The organism is Actinomycetospora flava (genome assembly GCF_037400335.1).
Classification (GTDB): domain Bacteria; phylum Actinomycetota; class Actinomycetes; order Mycobacteriales; family Pseudonocardiaceae; genus Actinomycetospora; species Actinomycetospora flava.
The window spans coordinates 23,413-42,684 of record NZ_JBBEGM010000014.1; the positions used below are offsets into that span (position 1 = coordinate 23,413).

The following is a 19,272-nucleotide window of genomic DNA, read 5'->3' on the forward strand; positions in this document are numbered from 1 at the left end:
CCCGCGTCAGTCGCTCCGGTGGTGACGACCGCGGGGCCGCGGCGCGCCCTCGGCGAACGACAGGACCGGCTCGTCGGGAGCCCGCGTCGGCTCCGGACGACCCTGGCCCCGCGGCGGCGTGGCGGGCTGGGCGGGCCCGCCGGGACGGGCCGGACGGGCGGGCCGGGGCGGCGTGGGTGTCGGCGACGGCAGCGGGGGCGGCGGAGCAGGCACGGGCGCCGGCACCGACGCGGGCCTCGAGGGAGTCACCGACGCAGGCCCCGGCGCGGCACCGGGCGACGGCACCCGTCCCCCGGCCCACCTCCCCGTCGCCGGCCCGGGACCGGCACCAGGACCGGGAGCAGAGCCGGGACCGGCACCAGGACCGGCACCAGGACCGGGATGACCGCCCGGCGCGGCCTCCGCGGGGACGCGCGTGTAGCGGCCGGTGCCGGGGTTCATGGGCACCCCGGTCGGCGGTGACGTCGGCACCGGGGGGCGTCCCGCCGGCCGCGGCGGGAGCACCGCCGCGACGCGGTCGGCGTGCGGCCCGGGTACCGGCGCCGCTCCCGTGAACCGCGCGAAGCGCGCCCGCAGCGAGCCCTGCGACAGCGCCGAGGTCTCCCCGTTCTCGACGTCGGTGGGGATCACCGGCGGCTTCGGCCCCTCGGCGACCCGACGGGCGGGGCGCGCCTTCCCGCGGCCGTCGGGCAGCAGCGACAGCGAGCGCCCCGCGGCCAGGTCCTCGACCCAGCCGAACGCGAGCACCGCCACGATCACCAGCCAGACGGCGATGAGGAAGTGCTGGCCCTCGGAGTCCCAGCCGAACAGGTCGCCGATCGAGGGCGCGAACGCGATCGCCACGTTGTGCCAGAGGTAGATCGTGATCGCCCGCGCGTTGACGACCGTCACCAGGCGCCCGAGCAGCGGGACGCGCTCGAGCCAGGCGACCTGCGGGTTCAGGCGCAGCACGAGCAGCACGGCGCCGAACGACACGAGCGCCTGGGCGAACGGGATGTCGTTGAGGTCGACGCCGTCGTCCCCGGCGGGGTGGGTGAACGCCCAGTACAGGCCGCCCGCGACGAGCACCGCCGCCGCGCCCCACGCCGCGAGCACCGGGATGCGGCGCAGCGTGCCGTCGCGGTGGGCGAAGCCCAGCATCCAGCACGCCGCGAACGTCGCGCCGTCCACGAGCACGGGGCCGATCGCGCCCCACTCGCCCAGCGGCGACCCGAGGATCGCGTCCAGCCCGACGACCACCAGCGGCACGGCCAGCGCCACCACCGGCCGGCGGCGGAACGCCCACAGCATCAGCGGGGTGAGCAGCACGAACCACAGGTAGGCGCGGATGTACCAGAGGCCGACGACGGCGTCGGCGCCCCAGTCGCTGCCCGGCGGGTCGACCAGCGGGAAGAGCCAGTACAGGAGGTTCGACCACACCAGCGGCGACTCGACGGTGCCGTCGGCGTCCTGCGCGGCCCACCCGTGCCACAGCATCACCGGCACGGCGAGCAGCCCGAAGAACCACAGCGGGGGCAGCAGGCGGCGCAGGCGGTGCCCGATGACGTCGAGGGCCTCGCCGCGGCGCAGCGACTGGACCATGAGCGACCCGCCGAGCGCGAACATCACGCCCATCGACGGGAAGACCATGCTCATCCAGCCGCCGCCGAACGCGTGGTAGGTCACGACGCGCAGCAGGGCGATCGCGCGCAGCAGGTCGAGCCAGCGCTCGCGCCCGCCGCCCTTCGGCTTCGCGACCGGGACCTCGGCGGACACCGGCGCGTCGTCCGGCGCCGGCCCGCGCGTCACGGCGGGTGCGGGCAGCCGGTCGGCGGCCGGGCGGGACCGGCCGTCGGCGACCTGCGGCGTCGCGAGGTGCTCGGCCACCGCGCCGGTGCGCTGCAGCTTCTGCCAGCGCACGCCGGCGCCGGTCAGCGCGCTGATCACCGCCTGGACGAGCACGACGTACATCAGCTGGCGGTACATCAGCTGCTGCACCGGCAGCGCCCACAGCGGGCCGAGCGGTTCCCCGTCCATCCGGAACGCGAGCACGCCCGCGATCAGCTGGAGCAGCAGCATCGAGCCCCACAGCATCAGCGCCACCGCGGGGTCGCCGAAGAGCAGGCCGTAGACGAACAGCAGGTCGACCAGGGGCGCGGCCAGCGGCAGGCCGACATGGAAGATCCCGATGTGGGCCAGGCCGAGCCGGCCCATCCGCCCGGAGGCGCCGCGCTCGCGCAGCGCGCGGCGGTGCTTCCACAGCGCCTGCATCGTCCCGTAGCTCCAGCGGAACCGCTGGCGCCACAGCTGCCCAGCGCTCACCGGCGCCTCGGTCCACGCGAGCGCGCGCTCGTTGTAGACGACGCGCCAGCCCGCGCGGCCGAGCGCGATGGTGAGGTCGGTGTCCTCGGCGAGGGTGTCCGAGGACAGCCCGCCGACCTCCTGCACCGCCTCGCGGCGGAACGCGCCGGCGGCGCCCGGGATCGTCGAGATCGAGCCCCACGCGTCCTGCACGCGCCGGTCGACGTTGAAGCCGACCACGTACTCGAGGTGCTGCATCCGCGGGATCAGCCGGTCGCGGTTGGCGATCTTGACGTTGCCGGCGACGGCGCCGACGTCCGGGTCGGCGAACGGCGCGACCAGCTGCGCGACGGTGTCCGGCTGGAAGATCGTGTCGCCGTCGATCATGACGATGAGGTCGTTCTTCGCGGCCGCGACGCCGCGGTTGAGCGCCGCGGACTTGCCGGCGTTGACCTGCCGGATGACGCGCACGCGGGGCAGGGCGAGGTCCTCGAGCAGGTCGGCGGTGCCGTCGGTGGAGCCGTCGTCGACCACCACGACCTCGAGCGGGTGGTCGTTCGCGAGGATCGACCGGACGGTCGCCTCGATGTTCTCCGCCTCGTTGTACGCCGGGACGATCACGGACACCGGGTCGGTCACCGGATCGCCCCAGGTGAACGCGGGGTCCTTGCGGCGCCGGGCGTGGCGCCGGGCCACGACGACCATGACGACCAGCCGCAGGATCACCAGCCCGCCGACGCCGATGAGCGCGACCTGCATGAGCGTCACGAGACCCTGGGCGACGCCGACGGTCGCGAGCAGCGCCTGGCCGACGAAGCGGTCGCGCGGGGGTGCGGGCTGTCCGTGCGGTCCGAGGCCGGCGGCGGCGGAGACCGTCGTGAAGCGGTAGCCCTGGGCCTGGAGCTGCGGGATGAGCTTGTCGAGGGCGGCGACGGTCTGCGCGCGGTCGCCACCGGCGTCGTGGAGCAGGACCGTGGCGCCGGCGCCGTTCTGCGGCGTCGCGTTGCGCACGATCGCGTCGACGCCCGGGCGCTGCCAGTCCTCGCCGTCGACGTCGGTGAGCACCGTGACGTAGCCCTGACGCCCGGCGGCGACGACGGTGCCGTAGCCCGGGTCGTCGAGCGCGTCGGAGGTGGACGAGAACGGCGGGCGCACGAGGTGGGTCGAGATGCCCGTGGCGCCAGCGATCGCCAGCTCGGTGTCGGCGATCTCCCGGTCGCGGCGCCACTCCGAGACGCCCGCGAGGTCGGGGTGGGTGAACGTGTGGACGCCGATCTCGGAGCCCGACGTGACGACCCGCTGCGCGAGGTCGGGGTGGCGGGCGACCATCGAGCCGACGACGAAGAACGTCCCGGGCACGCGGTGGCGCGCGAGCACCGCGAGGATCTCGGGCGTCCACGTGGGGTCGGGGCCGTCGTCGAACGTCAGCGCGACCGTGCGCTCGGGCAGGCGCGCCGAGCGCACCGGGTCGGTGCGGGCGTCGATGATCGGGCCGCCGGTGCTGACGCTCGACGGCACCGCGTCGTGGCCCTCGGGGGCGCGGGCGTGCGCGTCGTTGCCGATGCTCGCGTTCACGAGGCCCGACACCGTGAGCACGGTGAGCACCATGACCGCGAGGACGCCGGTCATCGTCCAGATGCCCCAGCGTCGTGGTGGTCGACTCGTCTGCGTCCCCGTCGTCGTCACCGAGCGTTGCCCCCTCCCCGCCCACGGCGGCGAGACCGTGTCCTGGCCGTCACCTCGTCGTGTGCTCGACGATATCTCCGGGGGTCGTCCGGTCACGCGGCGTGGGTGCCACGACGCGCTCCGGCAGGCCCGTTCCACGCCGGGTCCGTGCCGTGCCGTCCCCCGGCGTCCGATTCGTCCCGGGCGCCTCGCCACCCGATCGCCCGCACCGCCCGCGAGCAGGGAGGCGACGGCCACAGCGACGCCGCGGGGGACGCCCGTGACCGGCACCCCGCACGCCCCGCCGAGCCCGCCGCGACACGCCGGGGACGGCACCCTCCGGCGGTCTGCCCCAGACCCTCGCACCGGCCCCGGCGGTGGCGCAGCGTGATCGTCGCGCTCTGCGACGAGGACGGGACGCGAGCTCGTTCCTGCTTGCGCCGCGGGGGCGGGGAGGCGACGGTCGGCGGGTGCGCTCTGCCTTCCGTGGGATCCGTGGGGGCTCGTCCCTGGTGCGCCGGCTGCTCGCGCTGGAGATCGCGACGGTCGTGCTCGCCGCGGTGATCGCGGGCGGCGTGAGCGCCTGGAACACGCGGGAGACCATCGAGCACGACGCCGCCGACAAGATGGTCGCGGTGGCCGTGGCGCTCGCGTCCTCGCCGGGCCTCGCCGACGCGGTGGCCGCCCGCGACGTCGCGCGGGTGCAGGCGGCGGCCGAGGACACACGGGCCGGCACGGGCGTCTCGTTCGTGACGGTCATGGACCCGGCCGGCACGCGGCTGAGCCACCCGGAGCCCGCGCGGATCGGCGAGACCTACCAGGGCACTTTCCTGCCCGCGGCCGCCGGCGAGACGCTCGTCGAGACGTTCCCGGGGACCCTCGGGCTCTCGGTGCGGGCGATCGTGCCGGTGCGGGGAGGCGACGGGGCGGTCGTCGGCATGGTCGCCGTCGGCCAGCTTCGGGTGCAGGTGGCCGACCGGATCGCCCGCGAGCTCGGCATCCTCGCGCTCGCCGCGGCGGTGGCGATCGCGCTGGGGGTGGGGCTCGCGGTGGTCGCCGCGCGACGGGTCAAGCGCGACACCCTGGGCCTCGAGCCCCGCGAGATCACCGCGCTGCACCGCCACCACCAGGCCGTCATGGCGGCGATGCGCGAGGGCCTGCTCGTCCTCGGCGCCGACTCGGGACGGGTGGTCGTGCTCAACGCCGAGGCCGCGCGCCTGCTGGGGCTCCCCGCCGCCCTCGAGGCCTCGCACGCCGCCGGGCCGACCCTCGACGAGCTCGGCGTCGACCCCGCCCTGCGCGAACGCCTCGCCGACCCCTCCCCCATCACCGACGAGACGATCCTGGTCGGCGAGCGCCTGCTGCTGCTGAACCGCACGGAGCTCGCCGGCCCCGCGCCGGACGTCGTCCTGACCCTGCGCGACCGCACCGAGCTCGAGGCCATGACCCGCGAGCTCGACGACGCGCGCTCCGTGACCCGCGCCCTGCGCTTCGCCGCGCACGAGCACGCGAACCACCTGCAGGCGGTGTCCACGCTCATCGAGCTCGGCGCCCAGGACGACGCCCGCGAGCTCGCCCAGCGCTGGAGCCGCGACCTGCTCGCCACGGGCGACGGCGAGCTCCGCGACCGGCTCGCCGACCCGGCGCTCGCGGCCCTGGTGCTCGACAAGGCCGCCGACGCCCGCGACCGCGGCCTCGAGCTGCGCGTCGGCGAGGAGACCGCGCTGACGGCGGCGGAGGCCGGCGACGGGCAGGCGTCGACCGACCGCGTCACCGTCGTCGGCAACCTCGTCGACAACGCCCTCGACGCCGCCCTGGAGAGCGCGCACGCGGGCACGGGCGGCCTGGTGGAGCTCGACCTGCACGCGGCCGCGGGGTCCGAGGTGATCCGGGTCGCCGACGACGGCCCGGGGCTCGCCGACCCGGACGCGGCGTTCCGGCCGGGGTGGTCGACGAAGTCGCGCGGCTCGGGCGAGCGGGGGCTCGGGCTGGCGCTCGTGCGGCGGGTCGTCGACCGGCGCGGCGGCACGATCGAGGTGCACCCGGGCGGATCCGGCGGGACCGTCGTCACGGTCACCCTGCCCCTGGTGACGGCCGCTCAGCCCTCGCCGGCCGCCAGCCGGTAGCCGACCCCGCGCACGGTGACCACCACGCCCGGGGCGTCGAGCTTGCTGCGCAGCGCGGCGACGTGGACCTCGAGCGAGTGCAGTCCTGCCTCGAGCCCGGGGTCGTCGGGGGCGAGGCCCCAGACGTCGTCGAGCAGGTCGGCGCGCGAGACGACCGCGCCGTCGCGGCGGGCGAGGGCCGCGAGCAGGTCGAACTCCTTGCGCCGCAGGCTGACCTCGCGCCCCGACACCTCGACGACCCGGCGGGAGAGGTCGATGCGCAGCGGCCCGGCCTCCACGACGGGCGCCACGACGTGCCCGGCGCTGCGGCGCAGGACCGCCTCGATGCGAGCGGTCAGCTCGTCGATCGCGAACGGCTTGACGACGTAGTCGTCGGCGCCGCTGCGCAGGCCCAGCACCCGGGCCTGCTGGTGGCCGCGCGCGGTGACGGCGATGATCGGCACGGTCGAGCGGGCGCGCAGGCGCCGGCACACCTCGACGCCGTCGAGATCGGGCAGGCCGAGGTCGAGCAGGACGATGTCGGGCGGGTCGGCGGCGGCGTCGGGACCCGTGACCGCCGCGAGGGCGGCGGCCCCGGTGCCGACGGGCGTGACGCGGTAGCCGGCCGCGCGCAGCGCCGCGGCCAGGGCGTCGCGGACCGCCTCGCTGTCCTCGACCAGCACGACCCTCACACCGACCCCGGTCCTTTCCTCAACTCATCCCCAACTCCGTGCCATCGATGTCGCACGGAGGGTGATGCGCGCTTAACCTCACCGCCCAGGTGAGACCCACGCCACCCCACGGCGGGGAACCGCGGGCCGGAAGGAGACATCGATGTCGACCCAGGAAGCGACCGCTCCCCCGCCGGGTGGTGCCACCCCGCCGAGACGGGCCCCGGTCTGGACCCAGCTGTGGTTCTGGGTGGTGATCGGGATCGCCGCCGGCGTCGTCGTCGGCCTGGCCGCGCCGAGCTTCGCCTCGGACCTGAAGTTCCTGCCCGACATCTTCATCCAGCTCATCAAGATGATCACGGCGCCGGTCATCTTCTGCACCGTCATCGTCGGGATCGCGTCGATCGGGAGCCTCGCCACCGCGGGCGGCATCGCGGTCCGCGCGCTGGCGTACTTCCTGCTGATGACCCTGGTCGCGCTCGGCCTCGGCCTGATCGTGGTCAACATCGTCCAGCCCGGCGCCGGCTTCCCGCCCATCCCGCCCGACCCCGAGACGCTCGCCGAGGCCCAGGCCGACGTCGCCAGCGGTTCCGAGGGCGGCGGCGCGCTCGAGTTCATCGAGAACACCCTGCTGCCCGACAGCTTCGTGGGCCCGTTCGTCGAGAACGAGATCCTGCGCGTGCTGGTGCTGGCGATCCTCGTCGCCGCGGCGACGTCGATGCTGGCCCCGGCGCTGCGCAAGCGCGTCGTCGGCGGCATCGACCTGTTCGCCAAGGTCATCTTCGGCATGATCCGCCTGATCATGTTCCTGGCGCCGCTCGCGGCGTTCGGCGGCATCGCGTACACGGTCGGCGCCCTCGGCGGCGAGAGCCTCGGCAACCTGCTCGCGCTCATGCTGACGTTCTGGGGCACGTGCGTGATCTTCGTGGTCGTCGTGCTCGGCGCCGTCTGCGCGATCTCCGGGTTCAACGTCTTCAAGCTGATCCGGATGATCAAGGACGAGATCCTCATCATCGTGGGCACGTCCTCGTCGGAGACCGTCCTGCCGCGGCTGCTGGCCAAGCTCGAGTCGGCGGGCGCGTCCCGCTCGACGGTGAGCATGGTGCTGCCCACGGGGTACTCGTTCAACCTCGACGGCACCTGCATCTACCTGACCATGGCGGCGCTGTTCATCGCCCAGGCCGGCGGGCAGGACCTGCCCTGGGGCGTGCAGCTCGGCCTCGTCGCGCTGATGCTGCTCACGTCGAAGGGCGCCGCGGGCGTCTCCGGCGCCGGGCTCGTCACGCTGGCCGCCTCCCTGCAGGCGTTCGGCGGGGAGTTCTACACCACCGAGTCGATCGCGATCGGCATCGCGATCATTGCCGGCATCGACCGCATCATGAGCGAGGGCCGCGCGCTCACCAACGTCATCGGCAACTCCGTCGCCACCATGGTGATCGCGGGCTGGTGCGGCGAGCGCGACGACGAGCGCTTCCAGGCCGCCCTGAACGACCCGTCGCTGGTCCGCGACGCGATCGAGCAGGAGACCCACCGCGGGGACGACGAGGAGGACGACACCACCTCGGCCGACCGCACCCCGGCCGCCGCCGGCGCGCACTAGCTCGTCCGGTCGGCGGCGCCCGCTCCTGCGATCGCCACCGCCCCCGAGAAACGAACGGCGCTTTCGCTGCTTGCGTAGCAGCGAAAGCGCCGTTCGTTCGTTCTGGGGTGAAGCGTCAGTAGGTCGGCAGCGAGGTGTCGACCTGCTGCGCCCACCCGGTGACGCCGCCGCCGACGTGGACGGCGTTGGAGAACCCGGCGTTGTGCAGCGCGGACAGCGCCTCGGCGGAGCGCACGCCCGACTTGCAGTACAGGATCGCCTGGCGGTCCTGCGGGATCTCGGCGAACGCCTCGCCCGAGAGGATCTTGTCCTTCGGGATGAGCTTCGCCCCGGGGATCTTGACGATCTCCCACTCGTGCGGCTCGCGGACGTCGATCAGCTCGAACTTGTCGCCCGCGTCGATCTTCTCCTTGAGCTCGACCGCGGTGATGGTGTGCCCGGCCGCGGCGGACTGCGCCTCGTCGGAGACGGTGCCGCAGAAGGCCTCGTAGTCGATGAGCTCGGTGATCTCCGTGGCGTTCGGGTCGCGACGGATCTTCACCTCGCGGTACTCCATGTCGAGGGCGTCGTAGACCTTGAGCCGGCCCAGCAGCGTGTCGCCGATGCCGCAGATCAGCTTGATGGCCTCGGTGACCATGATCGACCCGATCGACGCGCACAGGACGCCCAGCACGCCGCCCTCGGCGCACGACGGGACCATGCCCGGCGGCGGGGGCTCGGGGTAGAGGTGCCGGTAGTTGAGTCCCTGCCCGTTCGGGGCGTCCTCCCAGAACACGGAGACCTGGCCCTCGAACCGGAAGATCGAGCCCCAGACGTACGGCTTGCCCAGCAGCACGGCCGCGTCGTTGACGAGGTAGCGCGTGGCGAAGTTGTCGGTGCCGTCGAGGATCAGGTCGTAGTCGCGGAAGATGTCCAGCGCGTTCGACGAGTCCAGCGGCGTCTCGTGCAGGTTGACCGTCACGAACGGGTTGATCTCGGCGACCGACTCCTTGGCCGACTGCGCCTTCGACTTCCCGATGTCCGACTGGCCGTGGATGACCTGGCGCTGCAGGTTGGACTCGTCGACGACGTCGAAGTCGACGATCCCGAGGGTGCCCACGCCGGCGGCGGCCAGGTAGAGCAGCGCCGGGCTGCCGAGGCCCCCGGCGCCGACGACGAGCACCCTGGCGTTCTTCAGACGCTTCTGGCCGTCGACACCGACGTCGGGGATGATCAGGTGGCGGCTGTACCGGGCGACCTCGTCCTTGGTCAGCTCCGCGGCCGGCTCCACCAGGGGCGGCAGGGATGCCATGACGGCACTCAACTCCCTATCGGTTTCGTTCCTCGGTCTCACGACGCACAACCGCCGCAGAGCCCTCCATGTTCCCCGCCGGGCCCGGAGACGTCACCCGGCGGGCGCCACCGCACCCTGTGGATAGGGCCACGCGTTCGGGCGGCAGACCTTCCCGTCGCGCGGGATCTCGCGGCCCTGCGGGTTCTCCTCGGTGAGCTGCGCGAGGTAGTCGTTCGCCGTCCCGAAGCTCTGCTGCATCATGATCGGCGCGAGGCCGCCGTTCTCGGGGCACGGCACGTGCGGGTTGTCGAAGACGTGCCCGACCTCGTGGTTGATGGCGTACTGGCGGTACAGGCCGAGCTGGCCCTCGAACGCCGCGGCGCCGCGCACCCAGCGGGACCCGTTGATGAGCACGCGCCCGATGTCGGACTTCCAGCACGACGCCTCGTAGCGCAGCGAGTAGCCGCACAGCCCGCGGATGGTCATCTGGGCCGAGAGGCTGACGCGGAAGTCGGGCACGCCGGTGTCGATGCGCCGGACCGCGATCTGCCCGGAGCCGACCCAGCTGCGCGGGTCGGTGAGGGTCGCGTCGACGGCGGTGGCGTAGGCCTGCTCGCCCTCGGGGACGACGATGCCGTCCTCGACCTCCACGGTGTAGGTGTAGACGCGCCCGGTGCCGGCCTGCGGCGTCGTGCCGGGGACGACGTGCCACGTGCCGTTGCCCGTCACCGGGAAGGCGCCGCCCGCGGGCAGCTCCGCCGACGGGATGTCCGCGTTCTCCCCGGCACCGCGCGGGGCCTCGGTGACCACCGGCGACGGGCTCGCGGTCGGCGGCGTGAGCAGCGGCGACGCCGTGCCCGCGTCGCCGTCGGGCGACACCGCCTCCACGACGGCGAGGACGGTGAGCACCACGAGCGCCGGGATCACCCAGGTGCGCCACGAGCGCAGCACCGACGAGCCGCCGCCGCGCCCCCCGCGCGAGGGTCCCGTCCGGCCCCAGCCGGGCCCGGGGGCACCCCGGCCACGCGGCGGCCCGCTCCCACGGGACGGGGACCGGGGACGGTCGCGGACCCCGGTGCGGGCCGGGGATTCGGGACGCCCGGGACGATTCGCCCGGCCCTCGCCGCTCACCGGGGAGGCGTCAGGAGAGGAGTCGGCCGGTGCCTCCTCCCCGTCGGCGGGACGCCTGGCCGGCCGGGTCACACGGGCACTGTTTCACACCAGGACGGCGCCCCGTGCTCCCGTCCGGGCGACACCCAGCGGCAGCCGGGGGCGCCACCGGTGCGGGACGGCGTCGGCCCGTGCCGGGACGGGGTCGGGAGCGGCGCCGGGCCAGGACCCGTCGGCGGCGGCGTCGACGAGCCCCAGGACGGCCCGGGCGACGGTGTGCGGGCGCTCGATCTGCGCGACGTGCCCGACGTCGGGCAGCCGCAGCAGGCGCCCGGCGGGCAGCGCGGCCGCGGTCCGGGACGCGCGGTACACGCCGACGAGACGGTCGAGCTCGCCCCACACGACCAGCGTCGGGACGCTGACCTGCGCGGCCGCCGCCCAGAGCGAGTGCGGCGCGGGCGAGAGCCAGGTGCCGAGGAGCCCGAGGAAGGAGTGGTGCAGGGCCTCGGGGGCCCAGGCGAGCGCGGCGCGTTCCTCGGCCTCCTCCGCGGCCATGGCGAAGGCGCGGTCGCCGACGCGGTGCGGGTCGGCGTGGCAGAGCGCCATCGTGCGGGCGAGGCGCTCGCGCGGCGTGCGCGCGTCCTGCTCGGCCCGCGCCCCGGCGCCCAGGAACGGCAGGAGGGCCAGCGCGGCGCGCCGCCCGCCGAGCCGCGAGGGCAGCGGGCGCAGGTCGGGCATCGCGGGGCTGACGAGGGTCAGCGTGCGCACCAGGTCGGGGCGCGCCGCGGCCGCGAGCAGCGAAACCGCCCCGCCGAGGGAGTTGCCGAGCAGGTGGACCGGGCCGCTGCCCCGGCGCCGCAGGTCGTCGAGGTAGGCCGTGAGCGTCGCGGCGTGCGCGGCGGGCCGGTAGTCGCCGGACGCCGGGGGCGGCGTGCGCCCGAAGCCGGGCAGGTCGACCGCAAGGCCGCGGCAGCGCCCGGACAGGGCGCCGGCGAGCTCGGTCCAGTTGTTCGAGGAGCCGCCCAGGCCGTGCACGTACACCGCGGTCTCGTGCGCGGGCCCCGGGGTCTCGCGGACGTGGAGGGTCGCCCCGCCGACCGCCACCTCGCGCCCCGGCCAGTACGGCGTCGGGTCGGCGGCGGTCCCCGTCGGACCCAGGGCCGTCGCGGGCGCCAGCGGGGGCGCGGGCGTGGCGGTCGACGAGAGGATGTCGTCGCGGCGTACGGACCGGGACACACCGGTGGACGGCACGGGGCGGCGGACGATCACGGGGACCATGATGCGGTGTCCCGCGGATGACGTCACGGTGACGTCGCGCTGAACACGGGGCATCACCGACCGTCGCCGACGCCCCGGGCGTGGCGACGCCCGCACGGATGTCACCCGATGGGTAGGGTCGTGCGTTCGAGGCGGCCGAGACCGGTGCCGCCGGAGCCGGAGCGGGGGCGGGGGCCATGAGCGGGCAGGCGCGACTTCCGGACAGCCCCGGGATCGCCGCGGGCCGCCCGCGCATGACCCGGTCGGCACGGCGGGCCCAGCTGCTCGAGGCGGCCCGCGAGGTCTTCGGCAACCGCGGGTACCACGCGGCCGCCATGGACGAGATCGCCGAGCGGGCCGGCGTCAGCAAGCCGGTGCTCTACCAGCACTTCCCCGGCAAGCTCGACCTCTACCGCGCGCTCGTGCAGGGGGCCGCGGACGACATGGTGCGCACCGTCCGCGCCGCCATCCGCTCGACCACCGACAACAAGGCGCGCGTGCAGGCCACCATCCAGGCCTACTTCGACGTCGTGTCGTCCCGGGACGGCGCGATGCGCCTGGTGTTCGAGACCGACACGCGCGCGACGCCCGAGATCGCCGGGCTGGTCGACCGCGCCACGTCGGACTGCATCGACGCGGTCACCGAGGCGGTCACCACCGACGCAGGCCTCGAGCCCGAGCGGGCGCGCCTGCTGGCCGTGGGCCTGGTGGGCCTGTCGACCACGGCGGCGCGCTACTGGCTCGACGCCGAGTCGCCGCCGCGCGAGGACGCGATCACGCTGATGTCGCAGCTCGCGTGGCGCGGCATCGGCGGGTTCCCCCGGCAAGAGGGATAGCAGCCGGGAGGGATGCGCGCCGGGGCCCTGTCGTCTCGGCAGGCCCCCGGCGCCCGGTCGCTCCCTAGCTACCGACCCCGAACCCCACGCGCCGGCCCTCCTGGGGCGCGATCTCCACGTAGGCGATGCGGGCAGCGGGGATGACGTACCGGCGGCCCTTGTCGTCGGAGAGCACGAGCGTGCCGCCGTTCGAGGCCAGGGCCTCGTCGACGAGCCCCTGCACCTCGTCGGGCGTCTGGTCGCTCGCGACCACCAGCTCGCGTGGGCTCTCCGCCACGCCGATCTTGACCTCCACGCGTTCCTCCGCTCGGCCCGGTGCTTGTGCCCGCGCGAGGCTAGTCCACCGGGCGGCGCGGGGTCGGCGTCACAGCCCGAGCGCCGCCAACCGCTTGGAGTGACGCGACTTCAGCGCCTTGAACACCGCCGCCCGCGACGTGCCCCCCAGCAGCGCGGACGCGGCCTGCGGGTGCGCGTCGAGGACCTCGGCGGCCGCGGCGAGGGTCTCCCCCAGCAGCCGCCGGCCCCACATCGCGAGGCGGCCGCGCGTCTGCTCGTCGACGGCGACGTCGCGCACGGCGCGCTCGGCGAAGGCGTCGAACCCGCTCTCCCCGCTGGCCTCCCGACCCGCGTCGGGACCGCGCAGGAGCTCGCCGCCGAGGTCGTCGGCCGCGCCGTCCGCCGCGCCGGTGGCCGCCACCAGGTCGACCGCCAGGGTCCGCCCGACGTACGCGCCGACGAGCGCCTCGCCCCACTCGCGGGACGCGGTCCGGGCCGCGAACGAGTCGAGCACCGGGGCGAACGGCGCCATGGACGTGACGAGGTCCACACCGCGCGTGTCGAGGTGGGCGCGGATGCGCTCGACGTGCGCCATCTCGACCGCGGCGAGCGCGGCCATCTCGGCGCGCCCGGCGATGTCGGGGGCCAGCGCGGCGTCGGCCGCGAGCCTGGTGAAAGCGGTCAGGGCGCCGTAGGCGACCGCTCCGAGCAGGTCGACGGCCGGCGCAGCGGGGTCCTGGTCGGTCACGGGCGACCACCCTAGGGCCACCCGGGGACCCCGGCGGTGACGCGGCGGTGAAGGGTCGACCGGTACCATGTGGTCGTCCCGCGGTGGCATGCACCGTCGCCGACCGTCCCGGTCGCCGTCGTGCGCCGCGGAACGCACCCGAGCGTGCGGGCGCCTCTGCCGGCTCTCCCGCGTCCGGTGACGTGGGGCGGTGCTCCGACGAGGGAGCGCGCCCCGGCATCAACCGTGCACCGTCGCCGACCCCGGACGCGGTCGAGCAGCTAGCAAGCCTCGCGCGCGAGACGCGAGAGAGGCAGACCCCTGACCATCGTCACCGACACCCGTTCCGATTCCGGTCCCGACTCCGGACCCGACCCCGAGCCCGTCGCCGAGCCGCTCCAGGCCGGCGCCCCCGTGGCCGAGGACTCCCCCACCTTCGCCGAGCTGGGCGTCGACCCGGCCATCGTCAGCGCCCTGCAGAAGGTGGGCATCGAGCGCACCTTCGCCATCCAGGAGCTGACCCTGCCGCTGGCGCTGGCCGGCGAGGACGTCATCGGCCAGGCCCGCACGGGCACCGGCAAGACCCTCGGCTTCGGCGTCCCGCTGCTGCAGCGGCTCGGCACGCCCAGCGACGGCACGCCCAAGGCGCTCGTCGTCGTGCCGACCCGCGAGCTGTGCGTGCAGGTCGCCAAGGACATCGAGGGCGCGGCCGCCAACCTCGGCACCCGCGTCGCCTCGATCTACGGCGGCCGTCCCTACGAGCCGCAGATCGCGGCGCTGCAGCGCGGCGTCGACTTCGTCGTCGGCACGCCGGGCCGCCTGCTCGACCTGGCCCAGCAGGGCCACCTCGTGCTCGCCAAGGTCGGCGGCCTCGTGCTCGACGAGGCCGACGAGATGCTCGACCTGGGCTTCCTGCCCGACGTCGAGCGCATCCTCGGCATGCTGCCCGAGCGCCGCCAGACGATGCTGTTCTCGGCCACGATGCCGGGACCGATCATCACGCTGGCCCGGACGTTCCTGACGCAGCCGACGCACATCCGCGCCGAGCAGGTCGACGCCAGCGCCATCGGCGAGAAGACCGCGCAGTTCGTCTACCGCGCCCACGCGCTCGACAAGGTCGAGCTGCTCGCCCGCACCCTCCAGGCCACCGACCGCGGCCCGACGATGGTGTTCACCCGCACCAAGCGCACCGCGAGCAAGGTCTCCGAGGAGCTCGCCGAGCGCGGCTTCGCCGTCGGCGCCGTCCACGGCGACCTCGGCCAGGGCGCCCGCGAGCACGCCCTGCGCGCCTTCCGTGAGGGCCGCATCGACGTGCTGGTGTGCACCGACGTCGCCGCCCGCGGCATCGACGTCACCGGCGTCACGCACGTCATCAACTACCAGTGCCCGGACGACGCCAAGACCTACATCCACCGCATCGGCCGCACCGGCCGGGCGGGGCGCACCGGCGTCGCGGTCACGCTCGTCGACTGGGACGAGCTGCCGAAGTGGAAGATGATCTCCGACGACCTGGGCCTCGGGGCCCCGGAGCCGCCGGAGACCTACTCCAGCTCGCCGCACCTCTTCGCCGACCTCGGCATCCCCGAGGGCGCCACCGGCCGCGTCGCCCGGCGCCGCCGCCCGGCGGAGGAGGAGGCCGAGGACGGCCCCAAGCGCGACAGCGGGCGGGACCGGTCGCGGGGTCGCTCGCGGGGCGGCCGGAACGGGTCCTCCGGGAGCACCGACGAAGCCACCGAGGCCGGCGAGGCCGGCGGAGCCACCGACGGCGACGCCGGCGAGGGCTCCGGTCGCAAGCGCCGCTCGCGCTCGCGCACCCGGCGCCGCAACGGCGAGGTCGTCTCGGGGCCCGAGGGCGGCGAGGGCTCCTCCGAGGCCACCGACGCCGCCGAGGCCGTCGAGAGCACCGACGCCGACGCCGAGCGCCTCGAGGAGGCCTCCGGCGAGTCGTCCGAGAACGGCGGCCGCCGTCGGCGCCGCCGCCGCGGTGGCCGCGGGTCCGGCGCGTCGCGCGGTGCGGACAAGGGCGCCGACACCAGCACCGACACCGGTGCGGAGACCACCGCCGACGCGGCCTCCACGACCGAGTAGCTTCCCCTCGGTGAGCTCGCCGACGTCGGCGCGTGCGTCCGGGTCCCCGCCTCCGGGCCGGGATCCGGACGGACCTCCCGAGGAACCGTCGGGGCGACCGCCCCGGCGCCGGCTGCCGCGCCCGGAGCGCCGCAGCCGCGGCGACCTCGTCGCGATCGCGATGCTGGCGGTGGCCGCGGTGGTGGGCACGCTGCTCGTCCTCGCCTCCGGGGACGCGCGGGACACCGAGCTGCAGGTCGCCGGGCCCCCGCTGCAGCCGGGCGGCGACGGCCCGGTGCCCACGGCGCTGACCGAGGCGTGGCGCGCGGAGAGCCCGGCCACCCCGGCGCCGCTCGCGGTGGGCCCGGCGGTGGTCACCGGCGGGCCGGACGGGGTCGTCGGCCACGACCCGGTCACCGGCCGGGAGGCGTGGCGCTACGCGCGCCCGGAGGCACCGTGCACGGTCGGCACCGGCTTCGGCGACGTCCTCGCCGTGTACCGCACCGACGGGGCGCTGGGCACCTGGTGCTCCGACGTCGCCGCCCTCGAGCCCGCCTCGGGCGCCCGGGGCCCGTCCCGCAACGCCGACCTGCGCGAGGGTACCCGCCTGCTCGCCGACCGCGACCATGTCACCGGCACCGGCGCCGACCACGTCGAGACCTGGCGGTCCGACCTCGTGCTCACCACCGAGGTGGGCCGGATCCCGACGCCCGTGCAGCCGCCCGACGCCCAGCCCCGCGCCGACTGCACCAACGGCTCGATCGCCGTCGGCGGCGGCACGATCGGGATGATCCAGCGCTGCCCCGGCGACGACTCCGACCGCCTCACGGTCCTCGACGCCGACCCGCAGAGCTCGGAGAAGCCCGAGGAGCGCTCCAGCACGCTGCTGGGCGTGCGCGGCGCCCGGCTCGTCGCGCTGACCGACCAGCGCGCCGCCTGGGCCGCGCCGGACGGGACGCTGCACGTCGTCGGGACCTCGCCGGACGCCGAGACGATCGTCCCCGAGACGGTCTTCCCCCTGGGCCCCGCGGCGGGCCCCACCACCGACCCGCCCGACCTCGCGGCCACCGTCCGCCCCGTCGGGCCGGTGCTCCTGTGGTGGACGGGCACGGCGACCGTCGGGCTCGACGCCGGCGACCTGCGGCCCCGCTGGACGGCGCAGGGCACGCTCGGGGCCGGCGCCGCCTGGCCCGGGACCGCCCCGGCCGCGGTCGCGCTCGTGCCGGTGCCCGACGGGCTCGCCGTCCTCGACGCGGCCACCGGCGCCCCGCGCGGGGCCGTCATCCCGGTGCGGCGCGACGTCGCGCCCGGCACCCCCGTCGCCGTCGCCGCGACGGGCACGACGCTCGTCGAGCTGCGCGGCTCGACGGTGGTGGCGCTCCGGCCGCCCGGCTGATCCGCGTCACCTCGCGCACACGCCCGGATCCGCGCTGGATACGGCAGACTGACCGAGGTGGCCCGCCCCGAGACCCCCGGCACCGCCGCTGATCACGCCGGTGATCACGCCGGTGGCTCGTCGGACGGCGCGGGGGCCCGGCCGCCCGACGCCACCCCGGCCGCCGTGCACGCCGGTCCGGGCGAGGCCCAGCGCCACCCCCACGCCGCCTACCCGGTCACCGTCGCGTCGCCCCTGGGGCCGCTCGCGGGCCTGCGCGCCGACGCCGACGAGTCGGCCTCGGTGGGCGGCCCGCCCGCCACGGCCCTGCTGCTGCCCGGGTACTCCGGCTCGAAGGAGGACTTCGCGCCGCTGATCGACCCGATCGCCGCCGCGGGGATCGGCGTGCTGGCGCTCGACCTGCCGGGCCAGTACGAGTCGCCCGGCCCCGAGAGCGAGACCGAGTACCGGCCCGGTGCGCTGGGCCCCGTGGTCGCGGAGGTCGTCGCCGCGGAGTCCGGGGCCGGACGCCGGGTGCTGCTGCTCGGCCACTCCTACGGCGGCCTCGTCGCCCGCGCGGCCGTCCTCGCCGGGGCGCCGGTCCGCGGGCTGACGCTCATGGACTCCGGGCCCGGCGAGCTGCCGATGGGCCGGCGGCGCACCGACCTCGACGTGCTCGAGCCCGTGCTGCGCCGCCGCGGCATCGACGAGGTGATCGCCCTGCGCGACGCGTCGGGCCAGTGGTCGTCGACCCACCCGCACGTCGTCGAGCTGCTGCGCGAGCGCCTGCGCCGGTCCGCCGTCGCGGGCCTGCTGGGGATGGGCGACGCGCTGCGCTCAGAGGACGACCGCACCGCCGAGCTCGTCGCCGCCGTGCGCGCGCGGCGGGTGCCCTGCCTCGTCGTCTGCGGCATCGACGACGACGCCTGGCCGGTGAGCATGCAGCGCACCATGGCCGACCGGCTCGAGGCGGAGTTCGCCGCGGTGCCGCACGCCGCGCACGCCCCGAACGTCGAGAACCCGGCGGCGCTGCTCGACGTCCTCGTCCCGACGTGGCGGACCTGGCTGCGGGACGACATCCTCGGCTAGTGGGCCATTCTCCTGCCGATCCGGCTGACGGGTACTTCGGTCCGGGGAGCGTGACCTGGCGGGTGCTCGCCGACCCGGCCGCCGGCGCGGGCGGGGTGTCCGCGCTGTTCCTGCAGGCCCTGCACCCGCTGGCGATGGCCGGGGTCTCGGAGCACTCGGACTTCGACACCGCCTTCTGGCCCCGCCTCCAGCGCACCGCCGAGTACGTGATGACGGTGACGTTCGCGCCGCGCGACACCGTGGACGCCGCCGCGGCCCGGGTGCGCCGCGCCCACGAGTTCGTGCGGGGCACCGACCCCGTCACCGGGCGGTCCTACGCCGCGGGCGACGAGGAGCTGCTGCGCTGGGTGCACGTCACCGAGGTCAGCTCGTTCCTCGAGGCGGTCCGCCGCGCCGGGGCCCCGATCAGCGACGCCGAGGCGGACGCGTTCTACCGCGAGCAGGTCGTCGCAGCCCGGCTGCTCGGGGCGGGCGACGTGCCGGCGAGCCGCGCCGAGGTCGCCGACTACGTCGCCGACGTCCGCCGCGACCTGCGCGCCTCGGCCACCAGCCGCGCCGCCGCCCTGCGCCTGCTCGTGCCGCCGATGTCGCTGCGGACCACGCTGACCACCCCCGCCCGCCCGGCGTGGACCGCGGTCGCCGCCCTGGGCTTCGCGCTCCAGCCGCGCTGGGCGCGCCGGATGCACGGTGTCCCCACCGTGCCGACCACGGACCTCGGCGCGACCCTCACCCTGCGCGCACTGCGCACGGCCGTCCTCGCCCTGCCCGAGCACTGGCGCCACGGCCCCATCGCCCGCGAGGCCCTGGCCCGCGAGCAATAGCACCCATCTCAGTAGGGCACATCGCTGGCTGCGCCTCTCCTTCCAGTGAATGCCTAGCAGTTCGGACACTCGCCGGGACCCCCGCACGCGACAGGCTTCCACGAGCCACCAGAGGCCGTG

General features: G+C 75.7%; 14 protein-coding genes. 7 read left to right on the plus strand and 7 right to left on the minus strand.

What is annotated here, in order from left to right; all coding sequences use genetic code 11:
• Positions 1–6: 6 nt before the first annotated feature.
• Positions 7–3,966 (minus strand): glycosyltransferase, encoded by a 3,960-nt coding sequence (locus WCD58_RS27080; protein ID WP_337706221.1) that lies wholly within the window; start codon positions 3,964–3,966, stop codon positions 7–9.
• A 449-nt stretch (positions 3,967–4,415) separates the two neighbouring features.
• Here WCD58_RS27080 and WCD58_RS27085 point away from each other — a divergent pair, with 449 nt between their 5' ends.
• Complete coding sequence (locus tag WCD58_RS27085; protein WP_337706222.1) at positions 4,416–6,071, plus strand: sensor histidine kinase; 1,656 nt, start codon at positions 4,416–4,418, stop codon at positions 6,069–6,071.
• Here WCD58_RS27085 and WCD58_RS27090 read toward each other — a convergent pair.
• Positions 6,044–6,742, minus strand: coding sequence for a response regulator transcription factor (locus WCD58_RS27090; protein WP_337706223.1), 699 nt, complete (start codon positions 6,740–6,742; stop codon positions 6,044–6,046). The two genes, WCD58_RS27085 and WCD58_RS27090, sit on opposite strands and share 28 nt — an antisense overlap.
• Before the next feature lie 142 nt (positions 6,743–6,884).
• On the opposite strand from WCD58_RS27090, the gene WCD58_RS27095 reads away from it, so the two are divergent.
• Positions 6,885–8,321, plus strand: a complete 1,437-nt coding sequence (locus WCD58_RS27095) for a cation:dicarboxylate symporter family transporter (RefSeq protein WP_337706224.1) — start codon at positions 6,885–6,887, stop codon at positions 8,319–8,321.
• A 115-nt stretch (positions 8,322–8,436) separates the two neighbouring features.
• On the opposite strand, the gene moeZ is transcribed toward WCD58_RS27095, so the two are convergent.
• The 3 genes from moeZ to WCD58_RS27110 form a co-directional block, all read right to left on the minus strand.
• Positions 8,437–9,612 carry an adenylyltransferase/sulfurtransferase MoeZ gene (gene moeZ / locus WCD58_RS27100; RefSeq protein WP_337706225.1) on the minus strand — a complete coding sequence of 392 codons (1,176 nt, stop codon included), beginning with the start codon at positions 9,610–9,612 and terminating at the stop codon, positions 8,437–8,439.
• A 93-nt stretch (positions 9,613–9,705) separates the two neighbouring features.
• Complete coding sequence (locus WCD58_RS27105; RefSeq protein ID WP_337706226.1) at positions 9,706–10,545, minus strand: DUF3152 domain-containing protein; 840 nt, start codon at positions 10,543–10,545, stop codon at positions 9,706–9,708.
• Between the two features lie 264 nt (positions 10,546–10,809).
• On the minus strand, positions 10,810–11,982 hold the full coding sequence (locus WCD58_RS27110) for an alpha/beta fold hydrolase (protein WP_373696295.1): 1,173 nt from the start codon (positions 11,980–11,982) through the stop codon (positions 10,810–10,812).
• Positions 11,983–12,158: 176 nt separating this feature from the next.
• Between WCD58_RS27110 and WCD58_RS27115 the strand changes: the two genes are divergently transcribed.
• A complete protein-coding gene (locus WCD58_RS27115; protein ID WP_337706228.1) occupies positions 12,159–12,797 on the plus strand; it encodes a TetR/AcrR family transcriptional regulator in 639 nt (212 codons plus the stop codon).
• A gap of 64 nt (positions 12,798–12,861) precedes the next feature.
• Here WCD58_RS27115 and WCD58_RS27120 read toward each other — a convergent pair whose 3' ends face one another.
• Both WCD58_RS27120 and WCD58_RS27125 read right to left on the minus strand, forming a co-directional pair.
• The gene (locus tag WCD58_RS27120) at positions 12,862–13,092 is read right to left on the minus strand and encodes a DUF3107 domain-containing protein (protein WP_337706229.1); all 231 of its coding nucleotides are present in this window, start codon (positions 13,090–13,092) and stop codon (positions 12,862–12,864) included.
• Between the two features lie 69 nt (positions 13,093–13,161).
• Positions 13,162–13,821 (minus strand): ferritin-like fold-containing protein, encoded by a 660-nt coding sequence (locus WCD58_RS27125; protein ID WP_337706230.1) that lies wholly within the window; start codon positions 13,819–13,821, stop codon positions 13,162–13,164.
• Between the two features lie 393 nt (positions 13,822–14,214).
• Between WCD58_RS27125 and WCD58_RS27130 the strand changes: the two genes are divergently transcribed.
• Genes WCD58_RS27130 through WCD58_RS27145 form a run of 4 tightly spaced genes read left to right on the plus strand, consistent with a single transcriptional unit; the run spans position 14,215 to position 19,152 of the window.
• Positions 14,215–15,888 (plus strand): DEAD/DEAH box helicase, encoded by a 1,674-nt coding sequence (locus WCD58_RS27130; protein WP_373696296.1) that lies wholly within the window; start codon positions 14,215–14,217, stop codon positions 15,886–15,888.
• A gap of 10 nt (positions 15,889–15,898) precedes the next feature.
• Positions 15,899–17,263 (plus strand): Rv3212 family protein, encoded by a 1,365-nt coding sequence (locus WCD58_RS27135; RefSeq protein WP_337706231.1) that lies wholly within the window; start codon positions 15,899–15,901, stop codon positions 17,261–17,263.
• Between the two features lie 57 nt (positions 17,264–17,320).
• Positions 17,321–18,331, plus strand: coding sequence for an alpha/beta hydrolase (locus WCD58_RS27140; RefSeq protein WP_337706232.1), 1,011 nt, complete (start codon positions 17,321–17,323; stop codon positions 18,329–18,331).
• Positions 18,332–18,381: 50 nt separating this feature from the next.
• A complete protein-coding gene (locus WCD58_RS27145) occupies positions 18,382–19,152 on the plus strand; it encodes an oxygenase MpaB family protein (protein ID WP_337706233.1) in 771 nt (256 codons plus the stop codon).
• Positions 19,153–19,272: the final 120 nt, after the last annotated feature.